Here is a 17,423-nt window from a genome sequence, read left to right as displayed (position 1 = left end):
TCCAGACTTACTCACAAAATCAAGGATGGAATCTCATGGCCAACAATGGTCGCCGGTCGGTCAAGCAGAAGAAGGGCCCCACCACCGGAACCGGTGGCCACGGCCGCAAGGCCCTGGAGGGCAAGGGTCCAACGCCCAAGGCGGAGGAACGCACCTACCACAAGGCATACAAGAACAAGCAGCTGGCTGAGCGCTCGGCTGCCAAGCGCGGAACGGGCACCCGTCCCGGTGGCGCCGGCGCCCGCTCCGGTCCCAAGGGCCGTGCCACTGAAGAGCTCGTGACAGGCCGTAACTCGGTGGTCGAAGCCCTCCGCGCAGGCATCCCGGCCAAGGCCCTGCACGTCGCCATCCGCATTGAGATGGACGACCGCGTCAAGGAGTCCCTCAAACTCGCGGCTGAGCGTGGCATCCCGCTGCTCGAAACCGGCAAGGCTGAGCTGGACCGCATGACGGAGGACGCCGTCCACCAGGGCCTCGTTCTGCAGATCCCGCCGTACGAATACGAGGACGCTTACGACCTCGCCGAGGAAACCCTCGCCAAGTGGAAGAAGGGGCACATCTCCAACGCCCCCATCTTCGTTGCACTGGACGGCATCACCGACCCCCGCAACCTTGGCGCGATCATCCGCTCCGTATCCGCGTTCAGCGGCCACGGCGTCATCGTCCCCGAACGTCGCTCCGTCGGCGTCACAGCATCCGCATGGAAGACCAGTGCCGGCGCCGCTGTGCGCGTCCCGGTTGCCCGCGCTGCGAACCTCAACAACGCGCTCAAGCAGTTCAAGAACATGGGCATCTACGTCCTTGGCTTGGACGGCGACGGCGACGTCTCGCTGCCCGACCTCACCGTTGCTACCGAACCCGTCTGCATCGTGGTCGGTTCCGAAGGCAAGGGCCTCAGCAGGCTAGTCCGCGAGAACTGCGACCAGATCGTCTCGATTCCGATCGACTCCGCCATGGAGTCGCTCAACGCGTCCATGGCCGTCGGAATCTCGCTGTACGAAGTGTCGAGGCAGCGCGCCAGCTAGTCCTCAGTCATGGCGCCGCAAGCGCCATCCTCCTCGCCAAGGCGCCGCAAGCGCCATCCTCCGCGTGCTGCTCCTTCGTCGCATTGACGCACGCTTACGGATGGCCCTCGCGGCGCCTTTCGTGCGCCTGCGGTGCAACGCTCTCTCATGTCCCGCGGGTTTGTGTGGGTCGCTCTCTCATGTCCCGCGGGTTTGGGTGGGTCGCTCTCTCACGTCCCGCGGGTTTGGGTGGGTCGCTCTCTCATGTCCCGCGGGCTTGGGTGGGTCGCTCGCTCATGTCCCGCGGTCTTGCGGCCGATGTTCTGCCGGATACCTTCAACGCCGGCACGGCGGCCCCGGATTGGTTGGCCTTCTCCGCTTAGTTGTACTCGTAGAAGCCCTCTACTTTTGCTGCACGGCAAAGAAGGCGCTGACCTTTCCTCACGAAACGCCGCACCGTATTTTCTTCTGGGCGTGTTCATCCGAAACGCAATCTCCCACCTTGCTGTCGCAGAAAACCATACGGCCACCGTGAGGGTGGGGAGGTGAGAGAGGGGTGGTGGGAAGGGGTGGGGAGGTGAGAGAGGGGTGGTGGGAAGGGGTGGGGAGGTGAGAGAGGGTTAGAAGTCGCGGCGGTTGGCCAGCACTGGGAGTTTGGTACGGGCTTCTTCCACGACTGCGGGGTCGAGATCGTAGAAAATGACGCCCGGTTCGCCCTCCAGGGCTTCCAATACCTGGCCGAACGGGGACACGACGGCGGAGTACCCCACTCCGGTGGGCGCGGTCCCTTTGACCTCAACGCCCTGAGTGGCGGGATCGCCCTGGCCGCAGGCGAGCACGAACGTGGTGGTGTCCACTGCGCGGGCGCGGGCCAGAAGTTGCCACTGCTCGGCCTTACCCGGTCCGGATCCCCACGAGGCGGAAACGATATTCACAATGGCTCCGCGCTGTGCGTTAGCCGTAAACAAGGCAGGGAAACGGATGTCGTAACAGGTGGCCAACCCAAAGGTGAGGCCACCGGCGTCGAACGTTACCGGATCCGTACCGGCCTCAACGGTGTCCGATTCCGCGAAGCCGAACGCGTCGAAAAGATGTATCTTGTCGTAGCTCGTTTCCACGCCGGGTCCGGTGGCGAGGAGCGTGTTCCGCACGCGCGGGGATCCCGAATCGGAGGGAGTGCCCGGGGTGAACATGCCAGCCACGATCACCAACTGAAGTTCGTCAGCGAGGGATCGCACCTGGTTCGCCCACGGCCCATCCAATGGCTCGGCAATGTCCAGCAGCGAGTTTCCGAACGCGCGCATCATCGCTTCCGGGAAGACGACCAGCTCGGCACCCCCGTCCTTGGCCCGGCGGGCGTACTCCTCAAGGAGCCGCAGGTTCGCGGCCAGATCCCGGCCGGTGATGACTTGGGCAAGTGCCACGCGCACGATAAGACCTCCTGTTGTCTCCGTCCCAGTATGCCAAGCGGACTGGTCCGGGGCAGTGGACGCGACACAATCGATGCGAACCAGCTCAATCGCGGAGAGTGCGAAGGCAGCATTCCAGCACGTGAGCGGCGGATGAAATCCCGCCAGTTTCGGGCAAGTAATGAAATCACGACGCTGAACGTCGTCACATGGCAGGCCCGCGCGGTACATACTTGGCGTGGAACTAAACTTGCAAGCAATGGTTATGCCAATTTTTGACACAGAAGCTGCCCTGGACGCGTCGCAGCCCAGGCCCCTCGGACTGAGCACGCCCCAGCCCGGGGTTTTCGACGCCGAAACCACGCAGAACCATTCGGTGAACGTGGCCGTTTTCGCTCCCGACCTGGAACGGGTGGAAGTGGTGTTCCAATCACCAGGCACACCTTGGCGCGCGCATATTCTGTCCAATGTGCAGGACGGCGTGCACTTTGGCCTGGTGGACGGCATGCCCCCGGGCACCCGCTACGGTTTCCGCGCTGCCCCCAGCGAGGGCGGCCTCCCTCTGTCCATCCCGGCTTTGGACCTGGACGACGACGGCGACCAGCCGCTGCTGCTCGATCCCTACGGCCGCGCGGTGGACCAGCGGGGCGAGTTCCTCACAAGCGTCCACGTGGAGACAGGTTTTGACTGGGGCGATGATCAGGCGCCGCGAACGCCCATGCGCACTTCGGTGATTTATGAAGCGCATGTCCGCGGCCAGACGATGCTCCACCCGGACATCCCGGAGCACCTTCGCGGAACGTACGCGGGCATGGCGCACCCGGTGATGATCCAGCACCTGACTGAACTCGGCATTACTGCTGTCCAGCTGCTCCCGATCCATTTCCACTTGGATGAGTCGCACCTCCAGGACCTGGGCATGACCAACTACTGGGGCTACAACACCGCAGCGTTCTTCGCCCCACACTCGGACTACGCAACGGAAGCGGCGCGGAATGCGGGCCCCCACGCGGTGCAGGACGAGCTCAAGGGGATGATCAAACTGCTCCATGCGGCGGGGATCGAGGTCATCCTGGATGTGGTGTACAACCACACTGCCGAAGCAGGCCCTGACGGCCCGCCGCTGAGCTTCCGCGGTTTGGCTGAGAAACGCTACTACAGACACGATGCCCACGGCCGCTACCTGGACACCACCGGGTGCGGCAACACCTTGGATTTCAGTGATCCCGTAGTGGTGGATCTGGCCCTGGATTCCCTGCGGTACTGGGTAAACGACTTCCATGTGGATGGGTTCCGCTTCGACCTCGCAGTGACCCTGTGCCGGGATGCCAGCAACACTTTCGATCCCCAGCACCCCTTCTTGCAAGCAATTGCCGAGGACCCAGTGCTCTCTGAGGTCAAGCTGATCGCCGAGCCTTGGGATGTTGGTTACGGCGGCTGGCAGACCGGCCGTTTCCCGCAGGGATGGTCTGACTGGAATGACCACTTCCGCGACGGAGTCCGAAGCTTCTGGCTGTCCGACCGGGCGGCTATGGAGGCCGGTGGACATGGTGGCTCGGTGGCGTCTTTGGCTGAGCTCATGGCGGGTTCTGCCAATCTCTTCGCATCATCCGGCCGCACCCGCCTTGCCAGCGTCAACTTCATCACCGCCCATGACGGCTTCACGCTGAAGGACCTGGTCAGCTACGACCGCAAGCACAACGAGGCCAACGGCGAGCAGAACCGCGACGGACACGGCGACAACCGAAGCTACAACCACGGTTTCGAGGGCCGCAGCGAGAACGAGGCCATCGTGGCTGCCCGGTCACTGTCCATCCGCAACCTTATGGCGACGCTGCTGCTGTCCTTTGGCGTTCCGATGATCACAGCCGGTGACGAGATCGGCCGTACACAGCAGGGCAACAACAACGCCTACTGCCAGGACAATCCCACGGCATGGCTGGACTGGAGCCGGACCCAGGAAGCCAACGCCATGTTCAGGACTACTCGTGAACTGGTTCGACTCCGACGCTGGTTCCTGCGTCACCAACCTGAAAGCTTCCCAGGGCAGGCCAATGACTCGAGCCTTCAGTGGTTTGACGACAAGGGTAAGAAGATGACTCCGGCGCGCTGGAATGATCCCACCGTCCGCTCGATCCAGCTGCTGATGGGGCACGAGGACAGTGAGATTCGTGGCTTGATCTCGGTGAACGGCAGCAATCAGGACGTCAAAATGGTCTTGCCGGAGATCCTGAGCGAGTCGGGCATCGGGAAGCGCATGTTCGAGCTCCGCTTTACTACGTCGGTGTTGCACGAGCGCCGGAAGGGCGCGTTGGTGGCCTCGGGTGAGCGGGATATCCTGCAAGCCAACACGATCAACATCTACCGCACGTAACCAAGCAACCGTCGAGGGGAGCCCACCGGATGAGCCGAAACCCCAACAAGCTGGCGGCTTTCGCGGCATTGGTGATTGCCGTCGTCGTGCTGGTGGTTGCGATGGTGGGCGGTGGCTCGCTGGCGCCCACAACAGCGCCGCCCTCCGGCGTCCCAACCGCAGGGCAAAGCACGACGCCGGCACCCGGCACCGCGCCGACGCCGCCAGCCGTTGCGAACCCCTCGGCGCTGCCCACGATCAACGCTTCGCAGCTGCCCAAGGAAGCCCGTCAGACCCTTGCCCTGATCGCCAAAGGCGGCCCGTACCCGTACGACCGTGATGGGGTGAACTTCGGCAACTTCGAGGGTTTGCTGCCTAAGAAGTCCAGCGGTTTCTACAAGGAATACACCGTGCCCACGCCGGGAGAGTCTGACCGGGGTGCCCGCCGGATCATTGTGGGCAAGGACTCCGCCAAGTACTACACCCCTGACCATTACGAGTCGTTCATGTTTATCGTCGAAGGCAAATAGAGGAGCCCATGAAAATCTACTCCGCGGACACCTGGACCCTCGAAGAACTGCAAGAGCAGATCTCCGACGCCGGCCGAAGGACACTTCTGGTCCCGCCGGCAACCACAAAGCAGGCAGTCCTCGAGGTCTTCGGCCAGGTCCTCGATTTCCCCGAGTACTACGGCGTGAACCTCGACGCCCTCAACGACTCATTGCACGACTACGCCGACGCCCTCTCGGAGGACGACGGAAGCCCCGTCACTATGCTCTGGCAGGTCCCCGCGGCCTACCGTACGGACCGGTCCTTCGGTGTTGTCTGCGAAATCCTCCAAGACGCCGAGCGCTACGCCGGACGAGACCTGGCAGTCATCGCGGTCTTCGAGAATTAGTCGGTCCAGCGGGGCCTTACGGCACCGGCGTCCTTGTGCATGCAACTCAATCGTGACGCGAAACATTGAATATTTCTATAGATATTCCGATTATTTCAAAAGTTTGAGATTGAAGTTTCCAGTGCAAAGCTGGCCCGGTGAAGTGATGCATATTAGCAACAAATTGCTTCGTTTCATGCGGGCCTGCACTGGAGTACTTTATCCATTTTGACTTGTATCATTCGATGCAAATTAACGATGTGGCTACAAACTCTGAGACCGGATTCCAAAGGACAAATACTGTGAGGAGAATCAAGAAATGATGTTCTCTTCCGGCCGTCCTTTTCGAGTCCAAGGCTTCCTTCGGGCACCAGTTGCCGCGTTGAGTGTGCTGGTCATTGCCGCGGCAATGTCAGGATGCAACTCTTCCTCCCAAGGGCGGCCCCCGTGTCTCCCACCTGATTTTTCGGTCACTCCCTCGCCCACAAGAGTCGGCGAAGAGGTCACCGTGAAGGCGCAAGATGCGAGATGCGATCCCCGCTACGGAAAGAACGCCCGAATTCTGATAACAATTAAAGATTCATCCGGACGCAAAGTCCTTGACGCTTTGGCGCCAATGGATGACGCTGGTGGATTTACTTACACTTTTAGAGTTCCACTCGAGACTGCGCCAGGGGAAGCCGCCGTTGTGGCATTCCCATTCGACATCGACTGGTGCGACGACACAGGCAAGAACAGGCGTGCAGGACAGGCAGTTTCCGCTAGTCAGCATGCAAGTTGCACGCCTCCGACGCAGACGATCACGATCGCTATATAAGCCCCTTAGGTTTCCTCTGGGGTCTTGTCCTGCTTGTGGCCGGGACCTGAACGCGAAAAACCCCCGCAGCGCACCACGGACGAGGCCCTCTTCGTTGGACCACAACCATGTCACGTCGGTTGTTAGCATCCCGGCCGGGATCAAGGCGGCGAATCGCCACGATTGAAGCCGACAGCAATCAGGAAGTACGTGGAGCCAGGCCCCGACGTCGCTGGCCCGCTTATCCGTCGTTGAACAACAACGGAAAAGCGGGCCAGGAACGTCCCGGAGGACAAAGGTCTAGGCGTTCGCGATCAATCCCAGTTCAGCCTTGGAAGCCAGCGCCGAGTGCTTCGGGAACACGCGGACGGTATAGCCGAAGGACCCTGAGCGGTTGATCACCAGGGAGCCGCTGAACAGGTGGCGTCCGCCGCCGAGGTCTTCCAAAGAGTCCAGTTCGGCCACCACGATGTCCTCGAGCTCGTCGGTGTCTTCCGCGCGGCCGAAGGCCACTTCCACGGAGACGTCGTCCGGGGTGAGGTTGTTGAGGGCCACGTAGGCGTTGACTTGGAGCGAGTCGCCTACCTGGGGTTCCTCGGAGACGCCCACGGAGTCAACGTGTTCCACCACTACCTCGGGCCAGGCGTTCCGGACCTTGGTGGTCCAGGCTGCGAGTTCCTTGGCTTCCTTGAAGGACTCGGCAACGGCGCGTCGCCCGGATACAGCGGCCGGGCAGTAAAGGTTGTTGACGTAGTCGTGGAGCATGCGTTCGGCCGAGACTGCAGGGCCGAGGTTAGCCAGCGTGTGCTTGATCATGGACACCCAGTGGGTGGGTACGGTTTCGCGGCTGGATTCGGAGGGTCCTGCTGCTCCGGCGCCTTGGGCAACAGTGGTTCCGTAGAACCGCGGCGCTACCTGAGTTTCCAGCAGCTCGTAAAGTGCCGATGCCTCGATGTCGTCGCGCTCCTCGGAGGATGCGTTGTTGTTGGCTGTGGGGATCGCCCAGCCGTTTTCGCCGTCGTACATTTCGTCCCACCAGCCGTCCAGGACGGAGAGGTTGAGCGAGCCGTTGATGGCGGCTTTCATGCCGGAGGTGCCGCAGGCTTCCAGGGGTCGAAGAGGGTTGTTGAGCCAGACGTCGCAGCCGGGGAACAATGTCCTCGCCATGGCGATGTCGTAGTTGGGCAGGAACACGATCCTGTGCCGGACCTGCGGGTCGTCGGTGAACTTGACCAGGTCCTGGATCATTTTCTTGCCGGCGTCGTCTGCGGGGTGCGATTTTCCGGCGATGACCAGCTGGATGGGGTGTTTGGGGTCCAGCAGCAAGGCCTTCAAACGGGCAGGGTCGCGCAGCATGAGGGTGAGCCGCTTGTAGGTGGGCACACGCCGTGCGAATCCGATGGTGAGGACATCGGGGTCCAATACGGAGTCGGTCCAGCCGAGTTCGGCATCGGCAGCGCCGCGCTTCTTCCAGGAGGCCCGGAGCCGGCGTCGAACGTCTTCGATGAGTTGTGCTCGGAGCTCGCGGCGGAGGGCCCAGACGTCTTCGTCGCTGACGTTGTACGCGAGGTCCCAGCGTCCCAGGGCTTCGGCTTCCGCGCCGAACTGGTTTCGTGCCAGGGAGGAGATACGGGGGTCCACCCACGTGGGCACGTGGACACCGTTGGTAACGGAGGTGATGGGGATTTCGGAGTGGTCGAATCCTGGCCAGAGACCGGCGAACATCTCGCGGGAGACCACACCGTGCAGCTTGGCCACACCGTTGGCACGCTGCGCCAGCCGAAGGCCCATCACAGCCATGTTGAATACGGACGGGTTGCCGCCGTCGAAATTCTCGCGGCCGAGTTCAAGGATCCGCTCGGTAGGCACGGCAGGCGCCAAGCCAGCTTCGAAGAAGTGCTTGATCTGCACGGTCTCGAAGCGGTCGATGCCGGCGGGGACGGGCGTGTGCGTCGTGAAGACAGTGGACGCGCGGCCGGCGGCGAGGGCTTCGTCCCAGCTGAGGGGCGAGTTGGCGTCGGACATGGCTTCCTGGATGCGTTCGATCCCCAGGAAGCCTGCGTGGCCTTCGTTGGTGTGGAACACTTCCGGAGCAGGTGTGCCGGTGAGTTCCTGGTAGACGCGCAGCGCCTTGACGCCGCCCATGCCCAGGAGGAGTTCCTGCTGGAGCCGGTGGTCGCCACCGCCGCCGTACAGGCGGTCGGTGATGCCACGCGCGGCTTCGTCGTTGGAGGGGACGTTCGAGTCCAGCAGCAGCAGCGGAACGCGTCCGACGTCGGCACGCCACACGTGTGCGTGGAGCTCGCGGCCGTTGGGCAGCGGCAGGGAGATGTGGACCGGCTTACCTTGGGCGCCGTCCTTGGCCGGGTGGCGCAGCAAGGTCAGCGGCAGGCCGTCAGGGTCCAGTACAGGGTAGGTCTCCTGCTGCCAGGCGTCGCGGGAGAGCGACTGCTTGAAGTATCCGGCCTGGTACAGAAGCCCGACGCCGATCAGCGGCACGCCGAGGTCGGAGGCGGCCTTGAGATGGTCGCCGGCGAGGATGCCGAGGCCCCCGGAATATTGCGGGAGTACTTCGGTGATGCCGAATTCGGGCGAGAAGTACGCGATGCAGGCCGGAGCGTCTTCGCCGAGGCCTTGATACCAGCGCGGTTCGCTCAGGTATCGGTCCAGGTCTGCTGCGGCGCTCTGGACCCGGTTCACCAGCTCGCCGTCATTGGCCAGATCCTGTAACTGCTCGCGGCTGATCGACCCCAGCAGGGCTATGGGGTCGTGCTGCGATTCCTCCCAGAGAGCCGGGTTAAGGCTCGCAAAAAGTTCCCGTGTGGGCCGGTGCCAGGACCAGCGCAAATTGGTTGCCAGACGGGCCAGGGGCCTGATGGGCTCGGGGAGGACGGTACGGACTGTAAACCTTCGAATAGCCTTCACGAGCGCCACACTAACGGACTCGCATGGCAGCCGGAACTGGATTGGGTTTCTTTTAGGTAAAAGTCATCTTGCGTCAAGGAGATAGGTCGTGTGCTTAGCATTCTGTGATTTTTGTCGCTAACGTCGTGGTTGTGACGAAAACCGCGCGAACCATCACCGCTCTGAAATCCAAGACGACTACGGACATCACCGAGGGACTTCGCTTCGGCCGGTTCCCCATCACGGCCGTGCAGCCGGTGGTTGAGGGTGGCCGTTTCCCGGCGAAGGCTTTGCCAGGCGAGGACCTGGTTGTCGGCGCCACGGTCTTCCGTGAAGGCCATGACCAGCTGGGCGTCTCCGCTGTGCTGCTCGATCCCCGGGGCAAGGAGCGTCAGCGAGTACGCCTGACCCCGGCCCAGGGCGAGCAATGGAAGGGCCTGGACCGCTGGGTGGGCCTGATCACGCCCACCGGCACCGGTGCCTGGTCCTTCGTCATTGAGGCCTGGCATGACCGGTACGGCACTTGGCATCACAACGCCGAGGTCAAGGTAGGGGCCGGCATTGACGTCGAGCTGATGCTCGCCGAAGGCGCTGCCCTCCTCGCGGAAGCCGCTGACGACGACGCCGGGCGCAGCGCAGTGGAGAAGCGCACCTTGCGTGCCGCTTCCGTCGTGCTGGCCGACACCACCAAGACTGCCGAGGAGCGCCTTGGTGCCGGTTTCAGCCCCGAGGTGCTGGCCGCCGTCGGACGCGTTCCGATCCGTGAGTTGGTGACCGTTTCGGAACGTTTCCCGCTGCAGGTGGAACGCGACCTCGCGGGCCGCGGTTCCTGGTACGAGTTCTTCCCCCGTTCAGAGGGCGCCGTGTTGGATCACTCCACCGGCGTGTGGACCTCCGGCAACTTCCGCACGGCAGCCAGGAGGCTCGACGCCGTGGCGGAAATGGGATTCGACATCATTTACCTGCCGCCCATCCACCCGATCGGTTACCAGCACCGCAAGGGGCGCAACAACACGCTGACGCCGGGGCCGCAGGATCCAGGTTCGCCGTGGGCCATCGGTTCCAAGGACGGTGGACATGACGCCATCCATCCGGAACTGGGTACGTTTGAGGACTTTGATGCGTTCGTGGCGCGCGCTAACGAGCTGGGACTCGAAGTTGCCCTGGACCTGGCGTTGCAAGCAGCTCCGGACCACCCTTGGGTGACGTCCAACCCTGAATGGTTCACCACACGCGTGGACGGTTCCATTGCCTACGCAGAGAACCCGCCGAAGAAGTACCAGGACATTTATCCCCTGAACTTCGACAATGACCCGGCCGGCCTTTCCAAGGAAATCCTGCGGATCGTGCAACTGTGGATCAGCCACGGCGTCAAGGTCTTCCGCGTGGACAATCCCCACACCAAGCCTGTGTGGTTTTGGGAATGGCTGATCGGCAAGATCAACAAGAAGAACCCCGAGGTTGTCTTCCTGGCGGAGGCCTTCACACGCCCGCCAATGATGCATGCTTTGGGCCGCGCAGGATTCCAGCAGTCCTACACCTACTTCACATGGCGGAACACCAAGACTGAGCTGGAGCAGTATTTCCACGAGGTCAGCCATGAGACCGCCGCGTTCTTCCGTCCGAACTTCTTCGTGAACACCCCGGACATCCTCACCGAGTACCTGCAGTACGGTGGTCCGGCCGCGTTCCGCATCCGGGCCGTATTGGCTGCTACGGCAAGCCCGTTGTGGGGCGTCTACGCCGGTTATGAGTTGTACGAGCACGTGGCCCGTCCGGGCGCCGAGGAGTACATCGACAACGAGAAGTACGAGTACAAGGCGAGGGACTGGGAGGGTGCGGCTGAGTCAGGGCGTACCTTGGCGCCGTACATCACCAGGCTCAACACCATCCGCAAGAACCACCTGGCCTTGGGCGACCTGCAGAACCTGACGCTGCACAGCAGCACCGACGACGCCACGATTGTGTACTCCAAGCACAAAACGCTCCCGGACGGCACCAAGGACACTTTGATCATCGTGGTCAACGTGGATCCTCACAGCACCCGGGAAAGCACAGTCTCGCTGAACTTGGCGGCCCTGCAACTGGACCCCACGGACTTCAACGAGGACGGCCGCTTCCGGGTGGACGATTTGATCAGTGGCCAGAGCTGGGAGTGGGGCGAGCACAACTACGTCAGGCTGGACGCCCACGTTGAACCGGCACACATACTGAGCATCCGGAGGCAGCCTTAGTGAGTTTTTCTCCGCAGAACCCCAGCCAGTACTTCACTCCGAAGAACACCTTCGAGTTGAACGCCCCAGGTCTCCAGCATGATCCGCACTGGTACCGCAAGGCAGTCTTCTATGAGGTACTGGTGCGGGCCTTTGCGGATGCCAACGGGGATGGTTCCGGCGACTTCCACGGCCTGATCGAGAAACTGGACTACCTCCAGTGGCTGGGTGTCGATTGCTTGTGGTTGCCCCCGTTCTTCCATTCCCCGTTGCGCGATGGCGGTTACGACATCGCGGACTACACGTCCGTGCTGGACGAGTTCGGCACCATCAGCGATTTCAAGCGACTGGTTGCCGAGGCCCACGCCCGTGGCGTCCGGGTGATCATCGATCTGCCTTTGAACCACACCTCGGACCAACATCCTTGGTTCCAGGAGTCGCGCAAGGATCCAACGGGTCCCTACGGCGATTTCTACGTGTGGAGCGATACGGACGAGAAATACCAGGACGCACGCATCATCTTCGTTGACACCGAAGAATCTAATTGGACCTTCGATCCCATCCGCCGCCAGTTCTTCTGGCACCGCTTTTTCAGTCACCAGCCAGACTTGAACTTCGAGAATCCCAAAGTGATCGAGGCGCTCTATGACGTGATCCGGTTCTGGCTGGACCAAGGGATTGATGGCTTCCGGGCCGACGCCATTCCCTACCTGTTCGAAGAAGACGGCACCAACTGCGAGAACCTGCCGGCAACCCACACGTTCCTGCAGGACCTTCGCCGGATGGTGGACGCCAACTACCCCGGCAGGGTGATCATTGCCGAGGCAAACCAACCTCCGCATGAAGTGGTGGAGTACTTCGGCACCGAGGAAGCCCCGGAATGCCACATGGCTTTCCATTTCCCCATCATGCCGCGGCTTTACTACGCCCTCCGGGACCAGAAGGCCGCTCCCATCATTGAGACCCTGCGGAACACGCCGGAAATTCCGAAGGGTGCGCAGTGGGGGACTTTCCTGAGGAACCACGACGAACTGACGCTGGAGATGGTACCTGCGGAAGAGCGCGCCGCCATGCTTGGCTGGTATGCCCCGGATCCCCGGATGCGGGCAAACATCGGTATCCGCCGACGTTTGGCTCCGCTGCTGGATAACTCCCGCTCCGAGATCGAGCTCATCAACGCGTTGCTGCTTTCCCTGCCGGGGAGCCCCTTTCTGTACTACGGGGACGAGATCGGCATGGGAGACAATATTTGGCTCGACGACCGCGATGCCGTCCGTACCCCGATGCAATGGAACCCCGACCGCAACGCTGGCTTCTCAGGAGCCGATCCGGGCAAGCTTTACCTTCCGGTCATACAGTCGCTGGTTTACAACTACAGCATGGCCAACGTTGAAGCCGAGGCCGCGCACTCCGGTTCGCTGCTGCGCTGGACCCGCCAGATCCTCAGCGTTCGGAAGAACCACCCGGTGTTTGGCTTGGGCGGCTTCCGGCATATTGAGGCGGACCATGAAGTCGTGTTGGCCTACGTCAGGGAGTTGCCGGCTGGCAACCCTGAAGGAGAGGACGCGGAGACCATTCTGTGCGTTTTCAACCTTTCACAGCACCCCGTTGCGGCAACGTTGGATGTGCCTGAGTTTGCAGGCCGCGGCCTGCGCGATATTTTCGGCGGCCAGCCTTTCCCGGCGGTCGGCGATAACGGTCACTTGACCGTGATGCTGGGCAGCCACAGCTTCTATTGGCTGCGGGTGCGCTCGGCATTTTCGAATCCCTCGTCGCCTTTTACCCAGGCGATTCCCGTGGTGACCTCCAAAGGATGAGATGAGCAAGGAAAACTTGAACCCCTCCATTGAAGGACTTCTCCGGAACTGGCTGCCAGGCAAGCGCTGGTTCCCGGTCAAGAGCCCCGACTTTGCCTTGGAGCAGGTGGGCGGTTTCAGGCTGCCGGATACCGGCGGAGAGGCCGTGCTTGAAGTTGTGCTGATGGCGGTGACCCACAGGACAGCCGACGGCGGTTCGCGGACCGACGTCGTTCAGGTTCCGTTGAGTTACCGAAGCAAACCCCTGGCTGATGCTCCTACAGCTTTGCTGGGCGAGCTTGCGGGTCCCGACCTTGGGCTGCAGCTCGTGTACGACGCCGTCTACGATGCGGATTTTGTCACCGCCTGGCTGGAACTTATGCGCAGTGAAGGGAAGGCGGGCGGAGCCCAAGGGCACCTCACGCGCGGCCGCGTTGCGTTGCCGAAAAAACCTACCTCTGTGAAAGTCCTGTCCGGCGAGCAGTCCAACACGTCCGTCATCGTTGACGACGGCGACTCGGCTGCGATCCTTAAAATCTTCCGGGTACTATCCGCCGGCAAGAATCCCGAAGTGGAACTTGGCGCCGCCCTGACGGCAGCGGGAACGAGCGAAGTTCCCGCGACGCTCGGCTGGGTTACCGGCTCGTGGCACGAGCCGGCGTCGAACGGTTCCATAGCGGCCACAGGTGAGCTGACGGTCGCCCACGAATTCCTTGCCGGAGGGATGGATGCCTGGCGCCTGGCCGTAGAGGCAGCCGCAGCCGGCAAGGATTTCACGGCAGAAGCCCGCGGTCTCGGCGCTGCTACTGCCACGGTTCACGCCAGGCTCGCAGAAACGTTCGGCACCCAGGACGGACAGGAACAGGGGCCGGATATCATCGCGACTGTAGCGAGGCGTGTCCGCGGCTCCTGGGCGGAAGCCTCATCCGCCGTCGGGCCTTATGACGACAACCTTGATGAGCTGCTGGCAGCACTGAATCCCGGGGACGTCGGCCAGTTGCAACGCGTTCATGGCGACCTCCACCTGGGGCAGATCCTGTGGGTTCCCGGGGCTGAGGGGCAGCCGGGACGGTGGGCCATCCTTGACTTCGAGGGCGAGCCGCTCCGGACCATCGATCAACGGAACACCCCCGATCTTCCCTTGCGGGACGTCACGGGCATGCTGCGTTCATTCGACTACGCAGCCGGCGCCGCCACGCGCGAAAATGAAAGAGCGGCCGTGCAGGTGCCTGAGACCTGGGTGGATGACTGCGCTGCCGCATTCCTTGAGGGGTACAGCGAAGTCACCCCGGGAACCATAGACCGCCGCTCGCCGCTCTTTGTGGCATTGTGGCTGGACAAGGCCTTATACGAGGTTGTTTACGAGTTGCGGAACCGGCCCGACTGGCTGTCGATCCCGGTGAACGCATCTCGACGAATCCTCGACAACACAAGCCGCGGCAAGCATGCGGCAGCTACAGCGGAAGGTAATGACATGACTGGCTCTGCACGCACCGAACGGCCCCGAGTTCCCCTGCACGTGGACTCCGAGACCTTGGAACGCGTGGCCGCCGGCGCTTACCACGCGCCGCATTCAGTACTTGGCGCGCACTTGGACGATCATGGCCACGTCACTATCCGTACGGTGAAACACTTGGCAAAGTCCGTGGTTGTAGTGACTGAAGCCGGCCGCACGGAAATGACCCATGAGGCCCACGGCGTCTGGACTGCAGTCCTGGAACCGCTGCAGGCCGGCCACGTGCCGGACTACCGTTTGGAAGTGGTGTACGACGCCGAACCCGTCACCATCGATGACCCGTACCACTACTTGCCTACCGTAGGTGAGGTGGACCTGCACCTGATCGGCGAAGGTCGCCACGAGCGCCTTTGGGATGTCCTTGGCGCGCACGTCCAGCACTACCGCTCGGCGTTGAGCGAGGTGGACGGAGTCTCCTTCGCGGTTTGGGCCCCGAATGCCCAAGCCGTCCGCGTGAAGGGCGACTTCAACGGGTGGGATGGCCGTTCCCACGGTATGCGCTCGCTGGGCTCCTCGGGTGTCTGGGAGCTCTTCATCCCAGGCGTTGTAGCAGGGGCGTGCTACAAGTACGAGATCCTGACCAAGGCCGGTCACTGGGTGGAAAAAGCCGACCCGCTGGCCTTCGGAACTGAGGTTCCGCCGCTGACTGCTTCACGTGTGGTGGACGCGAGCTACCGTTTCAAGGATGCGGAGTGGATGAATGACCGCGCCCGGAAGGATCCGCACAATTCGCCCATGAGCGTCTACGAAGTGCACTTGGGCTCTTGGCGACTTGGCCTTGGCTATAAGGAACTCGCCAAGGAACTCGTGGACTACGTGAAGTGGCTTGGGTTCTCCCATGTTGAGTTCATGCCGGTCGCGGAGCATCCCTTCGGCGGTTCGTGGGGCTATCAGGTGACGTCCTATTTCGCTCCGACCTCACGATTCGGACACCCGGACGAGTTCCGGTTCCTGGTGGATTCGCTCCACCAAGCCGGCATCGGCGTCCTCCTCGACTGGGTGCCCGCACACTTCCCCAAGGACTCCTGGGCGCTGGCCCAGTTCGACGGCCAGCCGCTGTACGAGCACTCAGACCCCGCCCTGGGCGAACACCCCGACTGGGGAACCCTGATCTTCGACTTCGGACGCAGCGAGGTCCGCAACTTCCTGGTGGCCAACGCTCTGTATTGGCTGGAGGAATTCCACATCGACGGCCTGCGCGTTGATGCCGTGGCCTCAATGATCTACTTGGACTACTCCCGTGAAGAAGGTCAGTGGAGGCCCAACAAGTTCGGCGGCCGGGAGAACCTCGAGGCTATTTCCTTTATGCAGGAAGTCAACGCCACCGTCTACAAGTCCCACCCCGGGGCCATCATCATCGCCGAGGAATCCACGGCATTCCCGGGGGTTACGGCGCCCACCAACCACGGCGGGCTGGGCTTCGGCCTCAAATGGAACATGGGCTGGATGCATGACTCGCTCAAGTACATTTCCGAAGACCCCATCAACCGCAAGTGGCACCACGGCACCATCACGTTCTCCATGGTCTATGCCTTCACCGAGAACTTCCTGCTACCCATCAGCCACGATGAAGTAGTTCACGGCAAGGGCTCCATGCTGCGAAAGATGCCCGGCGACCGCTGGCAGCAGCTGGCAAACCTGCGTGCGTTTTTTGCCTACCAGTGGGCGCACCCGGGCAAGCAGCTGATCTTCATGGGTACGGAGTTCGGCCAGGAAGCCGAGTGGTCCGAACAGTACGGGCTGGATTGGTTCCTTGCTGATATCCCCGCGCACCGCGGACTGCAACTTCTGGTTAAGGACCTCAACGGGCTCTACACGTCAACGCCGGCCCTTTACCAGCGGGACAACGAACCCGGCGGTTTCCAGTGGATTAATGGCGCGGATGCCGATCACAACGTTCTGACTTTCATCCGCTGGGATCAGGATGGCAAGCCGTTGGTTTGTGCAGTGAACTTCTCGGGGGGGCCTCACAAGGACTACATCCTGGGTGTGCCGGCAGCAGGTGAGTGGACGGAAGTCCTGAACACCGACTCTGAAACGTACGGCGGCTCCGGAGTCGTCAACGCTGGAGGTTTGAAGGCTTCGACACCCGGAACTGATGGCCAGCCCGCAGCTTTGACTGTCACGCTTCCCCCGCTTGGGGCTTCCTGGTTCACGCCGGCTGAGTAGTTACCTACGTCAGGGGAGGGCCCGAAGCTTGGCTTCCGGGCCCTCTTTCCTGTGTTTTCCGGGACGTTCCGCCCGTGTTTCCGGGGATTTTGCCTGGCGGAAGGAGCGTGTCGCTGCCGGGTTTTGCCATCTCGGAGAAGTAGGCGTATAGTTAGTACCCGCGCTGGTCCCCGAGTGGAGATCGCCACGCAGACAAGATACCGCAAGGAAAATATCAAGTCATGCTGGCCGATTTGACTCTGAGAGATCCAGCCGGTAAGTTTGAAAAGTTGCTCCGGAGCGATCCTGGTCCCTTGGGTGGGGGTTTGGTGGTGCCGGTAGTGTCTGTTGTTTGAGAACTCAATAGTGTGCCAAGTTTGTTGATACCGATTGTTTTTCAATTGGTT

At 62.1% G+C, this 17,423-nt stretch carries 9 protein-coding genes; 7 read left to right on the top strand and 2 right to left on the bottom strand.

The annotated features are described in order from the left end of the window. The first annotated feature begins 35 nt into the window (after positions 1-35). Positions 36-1,025: a 23S rRNA (guanosine(2251)-2'-O)-methyltransferase RlmB gene (gene rlmB / locus A477_RS0105650; RefSeq protein WP_017198049.1), complete on the top strand. Its 990-nt coding sequence runs from the start codon at positions 36-38 to the stop codon at positions 1,023-1,025. A 599-nt stretch (positions 1,026-1,624) separates the two neighbouring features. On the opposite strand, the gene A477_RS0105645 is transcribed toward rlmB, so the two are convergent. After that, complete coding sequence (locus A477_RS0105645; protein WP_017198048.1) at positions 1,625-2,434, bottom strand: carbon-nitrogen hydrolase family protein; 810 nt, start codon at positions 2,432-2,434, stop codon at positions 1,625-1,627. 238 nt (positions 2,435-2,672) lie between these two features. On the opposite strand from A477_RS0105645, the gene glgX reads away from it, so the two are divergent. The 3 genes from glgX to A477_RS0105630 are packed head-to-tail and all read left to right on the top strand — an operon-like array spanning position 2,673 to position 5,664. Continuing rightward, a complete protein-coding gene (gene glgX, locus A477_RS0105640) occupies positions 2,673-4,787 on the top strand; it encodes a glycogen debranching protein GlgX (RefSeq protein WP_017198047.1) in 2,115 nt (704 codons plus the stop codon). Between the two features lie 29 nt (positions 4,788-4,816). Beyond that, positions 4,817-5,296, top strand: coding sequence for a guanyl-specific ribonuclease (locus tag A477_RS0105635; RefSeq protein ID WP_017198046.1), 480 nt, complete (start codon positions 4,817-4,819; stop codon positions 5,294-5,296). 8 nt (positions 5,297-5,304) lie between these two features. Then, positions 5,305-5,664, top strand: coding sequence for a barstar family protein (locus tag A477_RS0105630; protein ID WP_017198045.1), 360 nt, complete (start codon positions 5,305-5,307; stop codon positions 5,662-5,664). 1,075 nt (positions 5,665-6,739) lie between these two features. Here the strand turns inward: A477_RS0105630 and glgP are convergent. Further along, positions 6,740-9,364, bottom strand: a complete 2,625-nt coding sequence (glgP, locus tag A477_RS0105625) for an alpha-glucan family phosphorylase (protein WP_192811979.1) — start codon at positions 9,362-9,364, stop codon at positions 6,740-6,742. A 125-nt stretch (positions 9,365-9,489) separates the two neighbouring features. Here glgP and A477_RS0105620 point away from each other — a divergent pair, with 125 nt between their 5' ends. Genes A477_RS0105620 through A477_RS0105610 form a run of 3 tightly spaced genes read left to right on the top strand, consistent with a single transcriptional unit; the run spans position 9,490 to position 17,037 of the window. Next, the gene (locus tag A477_RS0105620) at positions 9,490-11,577 is read left to right on the top strand and encodes an alpha-1,4-glucan--maltose-1-phosphate maltosyltransferase (protein ID WP_192811981.1); all 2,088 of its coding nucleotides are present in this window, start codon (positions 9,490-9,492) and stop codon (positions 11,575-11,577) included. Next, complete coding sequence (treS, locus tag A477_RS0105615; protein ID WP_017198042.1) at positions 11,577-13,373, top strand: maltose alpha-D-glucosyltransferase; 1,797 nt, start codon at positions 11,577-11,579, stop codon at positions 13,371-13,373. The genes A477_RS0105620 and treS overlap by 1 nt, the downstream gene beginning before the upstream one ends. Before the next feature lies 1 nt (position 13,374). Further along, a complete protein-coding gene (locus tag A477_RS0105610) occupies positions 13,375-17,037 on the top strand; it encodes a 1,4-alpha-glucan branching enzyme (RefSeq protein ID WP_017198041.1) in 3,663 nt (1,220 codons plus the stop codon). Positions 17,038-17,423 lie beyond the last annotated feature (386 nt).

The sequence above is a fragment of the Arthrobacter sp. M2012083 genome (assembly GCF_000281065.1).
Taxonomy (GTDB): Bacteria; Actinomycetota; Actinomycetes; order Actinomycetales; family Micrococcaceae; genus Arthrobacter.
This window is presented reverse-complemented; position numbering and strand designations above follow the sequence as displayed.

Excerpts from the sequence above, each read along its gene's own strand:
- rlmB (WP_017198049.1), top strand. The coding sequence starts at position 36 with ATGGCCAACAATGGTCGCCGGTCGGTCAAGCAGAAGAAGGGCCCCACC.
- glgX (WP_017198047.1), top strand. The coding sequence starts at position 2,673 with ATGGTTATGCCAATTTTTGACACAGAAGCTGCCCTGGACGCGTCGCAG.
- A477_RS0105635 (WP_017198046.1), top strand. The coding sequence starts at position 4,817 with ATGAGCCGAAACCCCAACAAGCTGGCGGCTTTCGCGGCATTGGTGATT.
- A477_RS0105630 (WP_017198045.1), top strand. The coding sequence starts at position 5,305 with ATGAAAATCTACTCCGCGGACACCTGGACCCTCGAAGAACTGCAAGAG.
- A477_RS0105610 (WP_017198041.1), top strand. The coding sequence starts at position 13,375 with ATGAGCAAGGAAAACTTGAACCCCTCCATTGAAGGACTTCTCCGGAAC.